The organism is Clostridioides difficile ATCC 9689 = DSM 1296 (assembly GCF_001077535.1).
Classification (GTDB): domain Bacteria; phylum Bacillota; class Clostridia; order Peptostreptococcales; family Peptostreptococcaceae; genus Clostridioides; species Clostridioides difficile.
Genome location: NZ_CP011968.1, coordinates 3,934,612 through 3,951,036, shown reverse-complemented (window position 1 = coordinate 3,951,036; position 16,425 = coordinate 3,934,612). Strand labels below are relative to the sequence as shown.

The following is a 16,425-nucleotide window of genomic DNA, read 5'->3' as shown; positions in this document are numbered from 1 at the left end:
TAAGTTTAGGTGATATATAACTATGGTTTTTTAGACGAAAACACAAAAAAAGAAATAAGAAGAAAGATATTAAAAGCAATATCAATACCTGGTTATCAAGTTCCCTTTGGTTCAAGAGAGTTGCCTATAGCTAAGGGATGGGGTACTGGAGGTTTACAATTAACACTATCATTAATTGGTAAAAATGATGTAGTAAAAGTAATTGACCAAGGAAGTGATGATTCTACAAATGCTTGTAATATAAGGAGCTTTATTGCAAGTGTAAGTAATGTAGAAACCACAAAAGATACATTAGAAGCTACATTGATTCAAACGAGACATAGAATACCAGAAGAAAAACTTAAATCTAATCAAATACTAATATTTCAAGTACCAATACCAGAAACCCTTAGAATAGTAGAACCTAGTGAAGTAGAAACAAGAAGAATGCATTCAGAAGAAGATTATAGTAGGATGTGGGTATATCTTTATGAAGATATAGTTAGATTTAATGATATATCTATAGCAGTTGAATATCCATGTAAAGTAAATGATAGATATTTAATGAATCCATCACCTATACCTAGATTTGATATAAAAAAATTAAATATGTCAGACAATTTATTCTTGTTTGGTGCAGGTAGAGAAAAAAGAATTTATGCTATTCCTCCATATACAAAGGTAGAACCTTTAGAGTTTGAGGATTATAAGTTTGAAGAGGAAAAGTTTGAAGGAAAATACTGTAGTTTATGTAACAGTACAAATACATTTTTAGATGAAGTATATGACAGTGACACTAATGAAAAGTACTATAGTTGCTCAGATACAAGTTATTGTGAAAAAGTTAGATTAAAAAATAACAGTATAGATGTGACAATAGGAGGTACTTGGAATGAGTAAAATAAATGACTCTAAAAGATTAGAAAATATAGACAAGCAAGTATTAATAGGAAGAAATATCAATCTTATTTATGGAGATGGGTGTGAAAAGTGTTTTGAAAGCACAGGATATGAAAGCAATAATATATGTAAGTATTGTGGTTCTATAGTTGCATGTAATAATGTAAATTTAGAACTTTATGAAGGAGAAGTCCTTGGAATTGTAGGTGAATCTGGTTCAGGAAAAAGCACTTTATTAAAAATACTGTTTTTCCAAGAACATGCAAATAGTGGAGAAGTATATATATTCCATTACAATAAAGACACAAATATACTAGAGCTTTCAGACCAAAAAAAGAGATACATAAAGAATCATTTTATGGGTATTGTGTATCAAAATCCCCACCTTGGTTTAAATTTAGACTTTAGTAGTGGTGGTAATATAGCAGAAAAATTATTGATGGCAAATTTATATAATGTTGAAAAAATAAGAGATAGAGGCAAAGAACTTTTAATAAAAACTAATATACCTGTAGAAAGAATAGACCATAAACCAAAATACTTTAGTGGGGGAATGCAACAACGAGTTCAAATAGCAAAAGCTCTTTCAAATAACCCTCCAATATTGCTATTAGATGAGGTTACAACAGGTTTAGATGTTTCTGTGCAAGCGGAAGTATTGGATTTAATAAGAGAAATCCAAAGAGAACTTAAGATTTCTATGATAGTTGTATCCCATGACTTTGATGTTATAAAGATGCTTGCTGATAGGACAATTGTAATGAAAAATGGAAGTGTGATTGAGTCTGGTCTTACAGACCAAATAATGGAGGACCCACAACACCCATATACTCAGCAACTTATAAATTCATTGCTATAAATATCGTTTGTAAATAAGCAAAATGGGGGTTTTTAATAAAATGAAAGAAACTATACTTGAAGTAAATAATTTTAGTAAAGACTTTGAGTTACATGCATTGAACAAGACTATAACGGCATGTAGTAATATAAGTTTTGAAGTTTCAAAAGGTGAGTTTTTAGGAATAATAGGTAAATCTGGAGCAGGTAAGTCTACCATATTAAAAAGTATCTATAAAACATATATACCAACAACTGGAGAAATAATTTTTAATTCAGAAATATATGGTAATGTAGACCTGGCTAAAATTGGAGACCGAGAAATGATAAATCTTAGAAAGAAAGAAATAGGATATGTATCACAGTTTTTAAAGACACTTCCACGAATAACTGCAATTGAACTGGTAGTACATTCTTTAATTGAGAGTGGGTTTGAAAAAGATTGTTCGTATGATATGGCAAAAGATATACTTAACCAATTTGAAATAAAGGAAAATTTATGGGATGCGTATCCAAATAATTTTTCTGGTGGAGAAAAATTAAGATTAAATTTAGCTCAAGCTATGGTTAAAAAGCCTAGACTTTTGTTACTTGATGAACCAACTGCATCACTTGATAATCAATCTAAAATATATGTAAAAGAAAAAATGTTGGAGCTTAAAAGTCAAGGAACTACAATGATAGGAATTTTTCATGATATAGAGTTTATGGAAACTGTTATAGATAAGACCTTTACTATGGCAAAAGGGACTATAAGTGAAAGTGGGGTAGCCTAGATGATAAAACTAATTCATAATGCAAATATTGTATTAGAAGATATGATTTTAGAAAATGGTCATTTAATCATAGAGGGAGATACAATAAAAAAAGTATCAAATGATAAGATTGATTACGCATTTGACTTTAATGAGATAGATGAAATAATAGATGCAAAAAACTTATATGTAATACCTGGTATTATAGATATTCACAGTGATGCCATTGAAAAGGAAATAGAGCCAAGACCAAGTACATTATTACCATTTAATATGGCATTTTATGAACTAGATAAAAAACTACCTTCAAATGGAATAACTACAGTTTATCATTCTATATCTTTAGGGGATGGAGTAGGAGTTAGAAGTATTGATAACTCTTTAAAGATGATTAAAAATATTGATTCATATAAAAATATAGATAGTAAGAGCATAAATCATAAAGTTCATTTAAGATATGAAGTGTTGTATTATGAAGGTTTAGAAAAGGTTTTAGAACTATTAGATGAAAATAAAATAGACTACTTATCAATAATGGACCATTCTCCAGGACAAGGTCAGTATACAAATCCAACATTTTATAAAGAGTATGCTACTAAAGTGTGGGGAGTTACAGAAAATTATGTAGATACATGGTTAGATGATTTAGTAAATCTGCATGATAATTTAGATTGGAATAAAATAGCTAATATTATAGGTATAGCCAAAACTAAAAATATAAATGTTGCATCACATGATGATGATACATTAGAAAAAATGGATTTCATAAAAAATATAGGCATAAATGTATCTGAATTTCCTATAACTCTTGAAGTTGCAAAACATTCAAAGAAATTGGGTGTTCTAACTTGTTTAGGTGCACCGAATATTGTAAGAGGTAAATCTCATAATAACAATTTAAAAGCAATGGATGCTATATTGGAAGATTGTTGTGACATTGTGTGTTCGGATTATCTTCCATCAGCTATGATAAAGTCTATGTGTATAGTTGCAGAAAGAATAAATAATTTAAATAAAGCAGTCAGTTTATTTACCTCAAATCCTGCTAAAGCAGTTGGTATATATGATGAAAGAGGTAGTATAAAAGAAAATAAAAAAGCAGATTTAGTTTTAGTAGATATTGATAGTGAATATCCAAAGGTTGTAAATACTATTGTAAATGGAAAAACAGTTTATAAAAGGGAGGTATAAAGATTGCTAACAGAGTTACATTGTCATACAAGTATATCAGATAATAATTTTACTACTGAAGAAATAATAAAAAAAGCAGCAGAAAAGAATATAAATATCTTAGCAATAACAAATCATGACACATTATCTGGATTGGATGAAGCTCTTGTGCTTGGAGAGCATTATGGAATAACAATAATACCAGGTATAGAAATTTCAGCATATGATTATAAAAATAGAAAAAGAGTTCATATTCTTGGATATAACATAGATTTAAACAGTCAAGAAATAAAAAATTTGTGCAATCCAATGGTATGTGACAGACATAAAGCATCTGTTAAGATGGTAAATAAAATTATAGATTTAGGATACAAAATATCTTTGGAAGATGTAAAGAAATATTCATCAAAGACTGGAATATTTAAACAACATATAATGAAAGCTCTTATAGATAAAGGGTATACAGATAATATATATTCAAGTCTATATAAAGAATTGTTTCATAGAGGAAACGGCAAGGTATATGTATCTTTAAAATATGTGGATTACAGAGATGCAATAAAAGCTATAAAAAATTCTGGTGGAATTTGTGTGCTAGCTCACCCAGGTCAAATGGATAATTTTAGCGCTATTGAAGAGATGGTAAAAGTAGGATTAGATGGAATAGAAGTATATCATCCATCTCACAACAAAGAACTAGAAAAAGAGTCGCTTTCTTATGCTAAGAAGTATAATCTAGTGGTCACAGGAGGCTCAGATTACCACGGATTTTATTCTCAACATAATTATGAACTTGGAAGCAAGAGCTTAAATAAAGAAGATTTATTTAAGTTTAGGTTAGCTTTAGGAGGGGTATTATAAATGTCTTTTTTACAAGTAAAAAATGTAGGTAAAAGTTATGGACAAGTTAAGGTGTTAAAAGACATATCTATTGATATTGAAAAAGGAGAGTTTATTTGTTTACTAGGTCCAAGTGGTTGTGGAAAGAGTACACTACTTAGAATAATTGCAGGGCTTGAGGATAAACATGGTGGAAAAATAATAATAAATGATAAGGATATGACTAATTCACCACCTGAAAGTAGAAATTTTGGTATAGTTTTTCAATCATATGCATTATTTCCAAATATGAATGTTTACAAAAACATAGCCTTTGGACTAGAAAATAAAAACATAAGTAAATCTAATATTGATAAAAAAGTTAAAGAAGTTCTAGAAGTTGTAGAATTAAGTGGATATGAGAAAAAATATCCATCACAATTATCAGGTGGACAACAACAAAGGGTTGCATTAGCTCGTGCGATTGCTTTAGAGCCAGACTTTTTACTTCTTGATGAACCTTTATCTGCATTAGATGCAAAAGTAAGACTTAAACTTAGGGAGCAGATTAGAAGTTTACATAGAAAACTAGGCATTACAACTATAATGGTAACGCATGACCAAGAAGAAGCTCTTTGTTTAGCTGATAAGATGGTTGTTATGAATAGAGGAGAAATAATACAAGTTGGAACGCCAAAGGAGGTATATAAAAATCCAGAAACACCTTTTGTAGCTGATTTTATAGGAACAATAAATTTTATAGATGATGGTATTAATAAGATAGCTATTAGACCAGAAGATATAAAAGTAGAGTCTAACAGAGATTCTAAAGATAAGGATATAAAAGTGGGAGAAATTTTAGATATCGAATTTAGAGGATTTAACTATAGAATTACAGTTGAGTATCGTTCTAAGCAAATGAAATTAGATGTAGTTTCCAAAGTTGCAGAACAAATGAAACTGTGCATAGGTTCTAAAATAAACTTTAAGATACCTAAAGAAGGAATTGTACAATATAAATCAGAGGGATGTGCTTAATAGCTAGGGGTGAATAAATGATAACATCAAAAAATAAAAGAAGAATAAGTGATAGCACAATACAAAAATATTTCTTGATTTTTTCGGTAATTGTACTAATAGTATTTATATTATTTCCATTAGTATCATTATTAAAAAATGCATTTATGGATACAAGTGGAAATTTTATAGGAATTTCAAATTTTAGTAAATATGTTGAAAATCCAAGTCTTATAGCATCATTTAAAAATTCAATTTTTGTATCTACAGTCTCATCTTTAATATCACTATGTTTAGCATTTATATATTCATACGCAATAACAAGAACAAACATAAAGTTTAAAGATTTTTTTAAAACTATGGGAATGTTTCCACTTTTTGCACCAACTATGTTATATGGTATTTCACTTATATACCTTTTTGGAAATAAGGGAATCTTTACAACCATGGGTCTGGAAGTACCACTATATGGTCCATTAGGAATAATTATTTCTCAAATTCTATTTACATTTCCACAAGCTTTTTTAATATTATCTGTAGCACTTTCGATGGCTGATTACAGACTTTATGAAGCAGCAGATAGCTTGGGTGCTAGTGAATTTAAGAAATTTTGCAAAATAACAATTCCTGGTATAAAGTACTCATTACTTAGTTCATTCTTTGTATCCTTTATACTTGCATTTACAGATTTTGGAGCAGCTAAGGTAGTTGGAGGAAACTACAATGTACTGGCCACTGACATATATAAACAAGTAGTTGGACAATTTAACATACCAATGGGAGCTACTGTTTCTATGGTAATGTTAATTCCTGTACTAATAGCATTTACATTAGATAAGATGGCAAGTAAGAAACAAGGTATGACCATAACTGCAAAGTCTATGCCATATAAGATTAAGGAAAATAAGTTTAGAGATAGAGTATTTTTAATAGTATGTAGTTTTATAACATTGCTAATTTTTATTTTAATATTCGTTTCAGTTATAGGTTCAGTTATAAAGTTATGGCCATATAATTTAAGCTTTACAATGGAACACTATACATTTAAAGGTATTTTGGGAAGTGGAATAAAAACATACTTAAGCAGTTTGAAAATATCAACTTTAACAGCAATATTTGGAACTATATTTGTATTTTTTAGTGCTTATATGATAGAAAAGGTGGATAAGTTTCCTAAATTAAGACAAACAGCTTACCTTTTATCAATGATACCAATGGCCTTACCTGGCTTAGTTTTAGGTATATCATATATAACTTTTTTTAACTCAGCAAGTAATCCATTAAATTTTTTATATGGAAGTACAGCAATATTAGTTATAGTAAATGTAGTTCATTTTTATTCAGTTTGTTTTATAACCTCAAATTCATCTTTAAAAATGTTGGATAAAGAGTATGAATTAGTTGCAAAATCCATAAATATTCCATTCTATAAAGTATTTTTTAATATAACAGTTCCAATGTCTATAACATCAATACTTGAAATAGTAGTATATTATTTTGTAAATTCAATGGTTACTGTTTCAGCATTAATATTTTTATATACACCTCAAACTCAGACTGCATCAATATCAATACTAAAGTTAGATGAGATAGGATATATAGGACCATCAGCTGCTATGGCAGTATTAGTGCTTTTAACAAATATAATAGTAAGACTTTTGTACGAATTTGTAACAAAGAAATTAAAAAATAACACACAAAAATGGCAGCAAAAAGATGTTGCATAGGGGAGGTAAAAATGAAATTTAAGAAGCTAGTTTCTTTAGGAGTATTATCAACACTTTTATTAAGTGTAATAACAGGATGTAGTACTGATTCATCAGGTTCAGATTCAAAGTCTGATAGTAAGACAAAAGGGGATTTAACAGTTTACACAGCAATTGAAGAAGATAGTATAGAGCCATATTTAGCTACATTTAAAGAGAAATATCCAGATATTAAATTAAATATTGTTAGGGCATCAACAGGAGATATAACAGCAAGATTATTAGCAGAAAAGGATAATCCTCAAGCAGATGTTGTATGGGGAGTTGCAGCCACAAGCTTATTGGTTGCAGATGACCAGGGGATGTTAGAACCATATGCTCCAAAAGGTTCTGAAGAAATAGAGTCTGCATTTAAAGATGATAAAGAAGTTCCTTCTTGGGTTGGGATAGATGCTTGGATGACAGGTATAACAGTAAACACTAAAGAATTAAGTGATAAGAACATCCCAGTTCCTAGTTCTTACGAAGATTTAATAAAGCCAGAATATAAAGGTCTTATATCTATGCCTAATCCATCTTCTTCTGGTACAGGGTACTTAACAGTATCAGCCCTTATACAAATTATGGGGGAAGAAAAAGCATGGCAGTATATGGATAAGTTACATGAGAATATTGGTGTATACACTCAATCTGGTTCAGCTCCAGCTACATCAGCAGCTTCAGGAGAATATCCTATTGGTATATCTTTTGGATATAGAGGTATAAAGTTAAAAGAGGAAGGCTATCCAGTAGAAGTAGTATTTCCAAAAGAAGGTTCTGGATGGGATATAGAAGCAAATGCTCTTGTGAAAAAAGATAATATAAAAGAAGCATCAAAAGTATTTTTAGATTGGGCTATAAGTAAAGATGCAATGAACGAATACTCTAAAAACTATGCAGTTACTACTATTTCTACAGGAAATCCAATACCAGAAGGATTCCCTAAAAAGCCATTAGAGCAAATGATAGATAATGATTTAAAATCAGCAGCAAAAAATAGAGAAGATATACTAAATAAATGGATATCAAAATATGATGGTAAGACAGAAAAAGAGAGTTAAGTAAAACTATACAAATGGAGTAAAAAGAAAAATTTTTTTAAGTAGATTTTATTATAATAATATAAGTTGAGAATAATATAGGTCAAGAAAAGTGAATATTCTATAAAAATGTATAGAGTAAGTATACCATTCAGTTTGAATGGTATATTTTTTATTTTTAGAGATTAATTTAGAAATAGATATACTACAGTTTAAAATAGTATATTTTAATTTCATTATTAAAGTATAGATGTTATATATAAAGTAAATAAGATATTAAATAATTATAAACTAAAGTAAATAAAATATTGAGCGATTATTAAAAAGATATATATATATAATTTAATTTGAGCAGTTTGTTATATATTATAAAAAAGAGAAAAATAAAAGGTAAATTGTTTCTGGATAACTTAAAATTGGAAGTAAGAATATTTAACTAGAGAAGAATTATTTAAGCTCAGGTTAGCTCTAGGAGTAGCTGATTTTATAGGAGCAATAGATTTTATGGATGATGATATAAACATGATAGCAATTAGACCAGAAGATATAAGGGTAGAATTTAATAGAGATTTCAAAGAAATTATAGACCTCAAACTCAGACCGTATCGATATAAAAACTAAAGCTAGATGATATAGTGTTGTATATAGGACCATCAGCTGTTATGGCAGTATTAGTGCTTTTAACAAATATAATAGTAAAACTTTTGTATGAATTGATAATAAAAAAATTAAAAACCAAGACATAAAAATGGCAACAAAAAGAAGTTGAATAAGGGAGGTAAAAATGAAATTTAAGAAGTTAGTCTCTTTGGGAATATTATCAACACTTTTATTGAGTGTAATAACTGGATGTAGTAATGTTTCATCAGGTTCAAACTTAAAGTCTAATAATAAGACAAAAGGAGAGTTAACAGTTTATACAGCAATTGAGGAAGATAGTATAGATACATACTTAGCTACATTTAAAGAGAAATATCCAGATATTAAATTGAATGTACTTAGATTATCAGTAGGAGGTATAACAGCAAGATTATTAGCAGAAAAAGATAATCCTAAAGCAGATGTGTTATGGGGTGTTGCAGCTACAAGTTTGATAATTTTAGATGACAAAGAAATGCTAGAGCCATACGCTCCGAAAGGCTTTGATAAGGTAAATCCTGCATTTAAAGATGATAAGAAAGTTCCTTCTTGGGTTGGAATAGATGCTTGGATGACTGGTATAACAGTAAATACTAAAGAATTAAAAGCTAAAAATATATCAGCTCCTAGTTCTTATGAAGATTTAATAAAGCCAGAATATAAAGATCTTATATCTATGCCTAGTCCAGCTTCTTCAGGAACAGGATATTTAACAGTATCAGAACTCATACAAATTATGGGTGAAGAAAAAGCATGGCAGTACATGGATAAATTACATAAAAATATTGGTGTATACACTCAGTCTGGTTCAGCGCCAGCTATATTAGCAGCTTCAGGAGAATATCCCATTGGTATATCTTTTGGAAATAGAGGTATAAAGTTAAAAGGTGAAGGTTATCCAGTAGAAGTAGTATTTCCAAAAGAAGGTTCTGGATGGGAGATAGAATCAAATGCACTTGTGAAAAAAGATAATATAAAAGAAGCAGCAAAAGTATTTTTAGATTGGGCTATAAGTAAAGATGCAATGAATGAGTATTCTAAGAATTTTGCAGTTACTACAATTGACACGGGAAATCCGGTGCCAGAAGGATTTCCAAAGAATCCATTAGAACAGATGATAGATAATGATTTAAAATCAGCAGCAAGAAATAGAGAGGCTATACTAAATAAATGGATAGAAAAATATGATGGAAAGACAGAAAAAGAGAGCTAAGCCTTACAATAAAATTTAGTACAAAAAGCGCCTAGAATATAAGTTTTATATCTAGGCTCTTTTGATATATTTATTTAAAATGCATATTTCTATATAAAAATAAATAGTTTAGTACCTTGATTAAATTAAATAAAAACCTTAAAATAAAGAGATGTAAAGAAAAACTAAAAACGAATAAAAGGTGAATTTATATGATAAAAGAAATAATAGTAGTAGAGGGTAGAGATGACGTTACAGCAGTTAAGAGAGCAATAGATGCAGAACTTATAACTACAGGTGGATTTGGATTTCCAAAAGGTGTAATGGAGCGTATAAAAGCTGCTAATGAAAGACGTGGTGTTATAATATTTACAGACCCAGATTTTGCAGGTGAAAAAATAAGAAAAAAAATAGCATCAGAAGTTCCAGGATGTAAACATGCATTTCTACCGAGAGAGGAAGCTAAAAAGGATGGAGATATAGGTATTGAGAATGCTACTCCTCAAAGTATAATAGCAGCTCTGAATAAAGTTAGAACTGAAAATACAGAAAAAAGATATGAATTTAAGCAAGTTGACTTAATTAGAAATGGTCTTATAGGTAATGAAGAAGCATCACTTAGAAGAGATGCACTTGGAAAAATACTTGGAATTGGATATGGAAATGCAAAACAATTTTTAAATAGATTGAATAATTATGGAGTTGAAAGAGAAGAATTTATAGATGCATTAAAACAAATCTAAACGTAATGTTTAATGTATGAAAAATATGTATATAAAATAAATTGTGGAATTACGGTTAATTTAAGATAAATTATTTATAATATATACCTTATTTTAAATCAATGTAAATACATATAAATAAGTATAATTAATAAAATTAAATATCAAAATAAGTTAAAAAGGAGTAAATAATGGATAGACTATCTTCACATAATGCAACAAAGGAAGTAGTACAAAAATATAATTTTAAATTTTCAAAGTCTTTAGGTCAAAATTTCTTGATAGATAGTAATATAATTGATAAAATCTTATCTGGAGCTAGAATCACAAGAGGAGATAATATCATAGAAGTAGGACCTGGTATAGGAACTCTTACTCGTGAGATGGGTAAAATAGCAGAAAAAGTAGTGGCTATAGAAATCGATAGAAATCTAATTCCTATATTGAAAGATACCTTGTCAGATTTAGATAATACAGAGGTTGTAAATCAAGATATACTAAAAGTAGACATACAGGAATTAGTAAAAGATAAATTAAATGGTGGGCCAGTTAAGCTTGTAGCAAATCTTCCATATTATATAACTACTCCAATAGTTATGAAATTTTTAGAGGAAGACATACCTGTAACAGACATAGTAGTCATGGTTCAAAAAGAAGTTGCAGATAGAATGAATGCTATTCCGGGTACTAAAGATTATGGGGCATTATCTATAGCTGTTCAATACTATTGTGATACAGAGATTGTGGCAAAAGCTCCAAGACATATGTTTATACCACAACCAAATGTAGATTCCACAGTTATAGGTTTACATGTAAGAGATAAAAGAAAATATGATGTTCATAATGAAGACATATTTTTTAAAACAGTAAAAGCATCCTTTGGACAAAGAAGAAAAACTCTTCTTAATTCGTTGGGAGGTCTTGGTTTTCTTAATAAAGATGAAATAAGAGAAGTATTAAAAGAAGCTAATATAGACGAAAAAAGAAGGGGTGAAACTCTTAGTATAGAAGAGTTTTCAGTTCTTTCAAATATAATAAATACAAAAGTATCTTCTAAATAGAAGGTACTTTTTTTAATTTTGTTAACATATATTGTTTAGAGAAACTGTGTTAAGGGGGGATTGCAGTGGGTTCTAAAAGAAAGTTTAAAAGAGACTATATAATACTAGAAGCTAAAGACATAAACTTTAGATACAAAGAACGAGTACTGCCAAAAGCTTTTGCAAAAGTTGAAGTAAATGATGAAAAAGCAATTATTGCATTATATGTAGAAAATCTAAAATATGTTAAAGATGGGTATAAAGCAGTAGCAATAAAAGATGACCATGGATTAATAGACTTAGGAAATATAATTTTAAATGAACAAGGAAGAGGTGAATTTGTTTTAGATTTAGAAGATTATGATGATGAGATAAAAGGTATTGCATTATTGTATGAAAGAAATATACCTTTAATTGGATTTAAAGGAAATAAGCTTGAAAATTATGAGGACATATTATTTCAAGAGGTAGAGGAAGAAGAATATGAAGAATATGAAGAGTTGGAAGAAGAAGACGAAGAGATAGAGGATAATGAGGAAAGTGATAGAGACGAAGGTAGTGAAGAAGAATATATTATAGAAGAATATGATGAAGATGAGTATGAAGACTATTGGGAAGATGATGAAGATATTGAAGAAGGAGAGTTAAAAGCAAGAACGGAAGTAGAAGATTCTAGTGATGAGGAAATAGAAGAGTTCAATAATTATAAGGAAATAGAAAATTATAATAGGGTTAAAGTACAGGAAGAATATATAGACATAGAATATGATGAAGAAGAAGAGGAAGAAGAAGTTTTTGAAGTAAATAGAGAAGAAGATAGGTTTGTTTCCTCAAAACCTACTAAATCAAAGAAAGTTCAAAAAGATCAGAATAATATTGAAAAAATAAAAAGAGCTAATGGAGTAAGTCAAGGAGAGAGTGGAAATAAACAAACCAGTACATTACTTATGCCAAGACAAATAAAAAAAGGTTTGAAATTATTTAAAGAAGTAAAACCTTTTGTAACAGATTATATAGATAAGACAAGATGGTGGAAAATAGAGATAAATCCTACAACACTGTGTGGATATACAATGCCTTATTTAGGATATTTAAACGTATTGAATTACACTATGTATAGTGATGCAGTTTTACATTCATATAAATACAGACACTATTTATTTGGAGTTCAGTATGATGAATATAATAAGAGAAAACATTATATTTATGCTATCCCAGGAAATAGAAATGAACAGCCAGACAATGGAAGCACAGGATTTTTAAGATATCAAGCTTGTGATAATAGAACAAATAGTTTAGGATATTGGCTATGTTTTATAGATTCTAGACAAAGAAATATAGTTAGGTAAAAATAATAAAAATGAAAAAATTTAGACTCAATTCTTATTTTACTGAAAAAATTAATGAAATGTAGTACAAAACTTTAAAAACTATTGATAATATTTAAATATTACACTACAATATATCTTGAAATACCTATTATATTATGGAGGAAAATTATGATAAACGAGCAAAGAATTTTAAATGAGTTTCTTGAATTAGTACAGATAGATAGTTTATCTTTAAAAGAGGGGAATGTTGCTAAAGTATTAGTTAAAAAATTAGAAGAAATAGGTTGTTCAGTAGTAATAGACAATGCTGGTGAAAAAGCAAATGGAGAAACTGGTAATATAATAGCTACATTAAAAGGAAATAAAGAAGGAAAGAAAATATTATTTAGTTCACATATGGATACAGTAACTCCAGGTATAGGGGTAAAACCTATAGTGGATGAAGCAAATGGAATAATAAAAAGTGATGGTACTACAATATTAGGTTCTGATGATAAAGCAGGTATAGCAGCTATATTAGAAGGCTTAAGATATATAAATGAAAATAATATAGAACATACTGATATACAAGTTGTATTCTCTATATGTGAGGAATGTGGATTAGTTGGAGCTAAAAATTTAGACTATGGAAAAATAGATTCTGAATATGCATTTATATTAGATAGTGGTGGTTCTCCAGGTGAAATAATAGTAAAAGCTCCTGCACAAGATGTAATAAATGTTAAGATATTAGGAAAGACTGCTCATGCAGGTCTTGAACCTGAAGCTGGAATAAGTGCTATAATGGTAGCTGCCAGAGCAATAGAAAATATGAATTTACTTAGAATAGACGAAGAAACAACTGCTAACATAGGAATTATAAACGGTGGAACAGCTACAAATATAGTAACAGGAGAAGTTAATATAATTGCAGAAGCCAGAAGTCTAAAAGAAAACAAATTAGATGTTCAAACTAAACACATGGTAGAGACTTTTGAAAAAGCTGCAAAAGATTTTGGAGCTCAAATTGAGATAGATGTCAATAGAGCATACACACCAATAGATGTTAGTGAGGATTCTGAAATAATAAAACTTGCAAAGAAGGCTTTTTCAAACTTAGGTATAGAAGGTCATACTGAATCTACAGGAGGAGGTAGTGATACAAATATATTAAGTAAGAATGGTATCGAAGCTATAACTTTAGGAATTGGTATGAAAAATGCTCATACACTAAGTGAACATATAGCTATAAAAGACTTATATGATTCTGCTAAAATGGTAGTGGAGATAATAAAGGAAGCATAAATTTAAATAATAGTGTATAATATATATATCGCCTAGCTTAAGCTAGGTGATTTTTCATTTTATAGAAGATTGATAATCTCTATTGAAAGCAAAGAGTATACATTTGCATATAAGAGAGTGTTTAATTTATGTTCAAATGTAGGTTCTTAATAATATTTAGATTGTTTCATAAGGGAGGAATAAATATGGAAACAAGGTATGAAGAAGCAAATAAAATAACAATACAATCAATACTTTGGAATATAGTATTAACAATAATTAAGGTTATAGCTGGTGTTATTGGTAATTCTAGCGCTATGATTGCGGATGGATTACATTCAGCATCAGATATTATAAGTTCTATAGGAGTACTAATAGGCAATTATGTATCTTCTAGACCTGGAGATAGAGAGCATAATTATGGTCATGAGAAAGCAGAGACATTAGTATCATTTGTGTTATCAATATTGCTTATTTTCGTTTCTATAACAATAGGTATAGAGGCAATTAAATCTTTATTTAACTTAGATGCATTAAGTGTTCCATCAATATTACCATTAGTAGTATCAGTTATTTCAATCCTGATAAAAGAGTATCAATATAGAATAACAATAAAAGTTGCTAAAAAGATAAATTCACCAGCCCTAAAAGCTGATGCTTGGCATCATAGGTCAGATGCTTTATCTTCAGTAGCTGCTTTTATAGGTATAGGTGGTTCTATTTTAGGGTTTAAACCATTAGACCCAATTGCGTCAGTTGTAGTGGCTATATTTGTAGCTAAAGTAGGAATTAGTATACTTATAAGTTCTGTTAATGAATTGATGGATGTTTCAGTTGATGAAGAAGAGATAAAAGAATTAAAATTTATTGTAGCAGATACAGAAGGTGTTAAAAATCTTGGTGATATAAAGACTAGAAAACATGGAGCTATGGCATATGTAGATTTGACTATATGTGTGGATGAAAATTTGACAGTTAAGCAAGGTCATGATATTGCTACCAAGCTTGAAAAACATATAATAAAACATATGGAATTTGTAAAAGGCATAACAGTTCACGTTGAACCATGTACTAATTGCCAAGGAAATAAGTGTAATAATTAATTAAAACTTAAAAAAAAGTATAAAAAGTTATATAATTGTTTTATGATTATAAACTCTAGGGGTGGTTAAATGAGCAAGAAAAGAAAACTAAAGAAAAAAGCTGCAATATTAATAGGAGTAGTTGTTTTCTTTATAATATACTTTATATCCTTTAGAATAGGAATAAACATGGAAAAGGATAAAAGTGAAGTGCCAAAGAAGGTAGAAAAAGAAGAAGAAGATAATAGGTCTTTAAGGACTCAAATAAAAGAGAAGAAGAAGGTTTATATATCAGATAAAAATATAGAAAACATAAAAATTGAAGAAGATATGTGGGATGAAATAAAGTTATTTTTCTCAGATTTTAAGAAAGTAAGAAATACTACTTCTTCTTACGAAGCAGTTTATGAAGGTTATTCTGATGATGGAGTTAAATTTTCTACTGACCTTAACTTTTTTAGAGTATATACTGTAAATAAAGAAGAATATTATAAAGTACCAGTTAGTTCTAAGGATGCTTTTAAGAAACTTTTAGATGAGAGTATATATACTTCGTTTGACCTTTTAAGTCATTATAAAGATTGGAAAGAGGTTACTATAACTCATGGAAAAGAAATTAAAAAAGTTCATAGATGGAAATTTGATGATTTAGCACATAAGATGATTTCAAAGAGGGTTGTAGGAAAAGTTCAACCTGAGAAAAGTAAGGAAAGAAGTGACTATAATTTTACTATAAATATAAAAGGTGATAATTTTGATGTAAAAGTTGATACAATGGGAAAAGATTATGTAAAAGTTACTTCTAAGAAAAATGTATCTTACTATGAGGTTCATACAAGTTTATTTGATTACCTTAAAAATGAGATATTTGAAATTGGAAAGAAATAAGACTTT

16 protein-coding genes are annotated in these 16,425 nt (G+C 28.9%); all 16 read left to right on the top strand.

Annotated features, from left to right (window positions below; all coding sequences use genetic code 11):
- Positions 1 to 9 precede the first annotated feature (9 nt).
- The 16 genes from CDIF1296T_RS18335 (at position 10) to CDIF1296T_RS18260 (ending at position 16,419) form a co-directional block, all read left to right on the top strand.
- Positions 10 to 879 carry an alpha-D-ribose 1-methylphosphonate 5-phosphate C-P-lyase PhnJ gene (locus CDIF1296T_RS18335; RefSeq protein ID WP_003435861.1) on the top strand — a complete coding sequence of 290 codons (870 nt, stop codon included), beginning with the start codon at positions 10 to 12 and terminating at the stop codon, positions 877 to 879.
- A complete protein-coding gene (locus tag CDIF1296T_RS18330) occupies positions 872 to 1,738 on the top strand; it encodes an ATP-binding cassette domain-containing protein (RefSeq protein ID WP_009898745.1) in 867 nt (288 codons plus the stop codon). Before CDIF1296T_RS18335 ends, CDIF1296T_RS18330 begins: the two co-directional genes overlap by 8 nt.
- 40 nt (positions 1,739 to 1,778) lie before the next feature.
- Positions 1,779 to 2,492, top strand: a complete 714-nt coding sequence (locus tag CDIF1296T_RS18325; protein WP_009892101.1) for a phosphonate C-P lyase system protein PhnL — start codon at positions 1,779 to 1,781, stop codon at positions 2,490 to 2,492.
- On the top strand, positions 2,493 to 3,662 hold the full coding sequence (locus CDIF1296T_RS18320) for an alpha-D-ribose 1-methylphosphonate 5-triphosphate diphosphatase (protein ID WP_009898738.1): 1,170 nt from the start codon (positions 2,493 to 2,495) through the stop codon (positions 3,660 to 3,662).
- Between the two features lie 3 nt (positions 3,663 to 3,665).
- Complete coding sequence (locus CDIF1296T_RS18315; RefSeq protein WP_009894043.1) at positions 3,666 to 4,502, top strand: PHP domain-containing protein; 837 nt, start codon at positions 3,666 to 3,668, stop codon at positions 4,500 to 4,502.
- Positions 4,503 to 5,498 (top strand): ABC transporter ATP-binding protein, encoded by a 996-nt coding sequence (locus CDIF1296T_RS18310; protein WP_003435855.1) that lies wholly within the window; start codon positions 4,503 to 4,505, stop codon positions 5,496 to 5,498.
- Between the two features lie 17 nt (positions 5,499 to 5,515).
- Positions 5,516 to 7,204: a putative 2-aminoethylphosphonate ABC transporter permease subunit gene (locus CDIF1296T_RS18305; protein WP_009898736.1), complete on the top strand. Its 1,689-nt coding sequence runs from the start codon at positions 5,516 to 5,518 to the stop codon at positions 7,202 to 7,204.
- Positions 7,205 to 7,215: 11 nt separating this feature from the next.
- On the top strand, positions 7,216 to 8,283 hold the full coding sequence (locus CDIF1296T_RS18300) for a putative 2-aminoethylphosphonate ABC transporter substrate-binding protein (RefSeq protein WP_009892094.1): 1,068 nt from the start codon (positions 7,216 to 7,218) through the stop codon (positions 8,281 to 8,283).
- A 483-nt stretch (positions 8,284 to 8,766) separates the two neighbouring features.
- Complete coding sequence (locus CDIF1296T_RS20135; protein ID WP_009892091.1) at positions 8,767 to 8,883, top strand: hypothetical protein; 117 nt, start codon at positions 8,767 to 8,769, stop codon at positions 8,881 to 8,883.
- A gap of 163 nt (positions 8,884 to 9,046) precedes the next feature.
- Positions 9,047 to 10,114 carry a putative 2-aminoethylphosphonate ABC transporter substrate-binding protein gene (locus CDIF1296T_RS18290; protein WP_009898733.1) on the top strand — a complete coding sequence of 356 codons (1,068 nt, stop codon included), beginning with the start codon at positions 9,047 to 9,049 and terminating at the stop codon, positions 10,112 to 10,114.
- A 191-nt stretch (positions 10,115 to 10,305) separates the two neighbouring features.
- Positions 10,306 to 10,836, top strand: a complete 531-nt coding sequence (gene rnmV, locus CDIF1296T_RS18285) for a ribonuclease M5 (RefSeq protein ID WP_009898732.1) — start codon at positions 10,306 to 10,308, stop codon at positions 10,834 to 10,836.
- Positions 10,837 to 11,006: 170 nt separating this feature from the next.
- Positions 11,007 to 11,876: a 16S rRNA (adenine(1518)-N(6)/adenine(1519)-N(6))-dimethyltransferase RsmA gene (gene rsmA, locus CDIF1296T_RS18280; protein WP_003437899.1), complete on the top strand. Its 870-nt coding sequence runs from the start codon at positions 11,007 to 11,009 to the stop codon at positions 11,874 to 11,876.
- Between the two features lie 65 nt (positions 11,877 to 11,941).
- Positions 11,942 to 13,204, top strand: a complete 1,263-nt coding sequence (locus tag CDIF1296T_RS18275; RefSeq protein WP_009898731.1) for a hypothetical protein — start codon at positions 11,942 to 11,944, stop codon at positions 13,202 to 13,204.
- 150 nt (positions 13,205 to 13,354) lie between these two features.
- Positions 13,355 to 14,470, top strand: a complete 1,116-nt coding sequence (locus CDIF1296T_RS18270) for a M20/M25/M40 family metallo-hydrolase (protein WP_009898730.1) — start codon at positions 13,355 to 13,357, stop codon at positions 14,468 to 14,470.
- A 185-nt stretch (positions 14,471 to 14,655) separates the two neighbouring features.
- On the top strand, positions 14,656 to 15,552 hold the full coding sequence (locus CDIF1296T_RS18265; protein ID WP_003437893.1) for a cation diffusion facilitator family transporter: 897 nt from the start codon (positions 14,656 to 14,658) through the stop codon (positions 15,550 to 15,552).
- A 69-nt stretch (positions 15,553 to 15,621) separates the two neighbouring features.
- A complete protein-coding gene (locus CDIF1296T_RS18260) occupies positions 15,622 to 16,419 on the top strand; it encodes a hypothetical protein (RefSeq protein WP_003425938.1) in 798 nt (265 codons plus the stop codon).
- Positions 16,420 to 16,425: the final 6 nt, after the last annotated feature.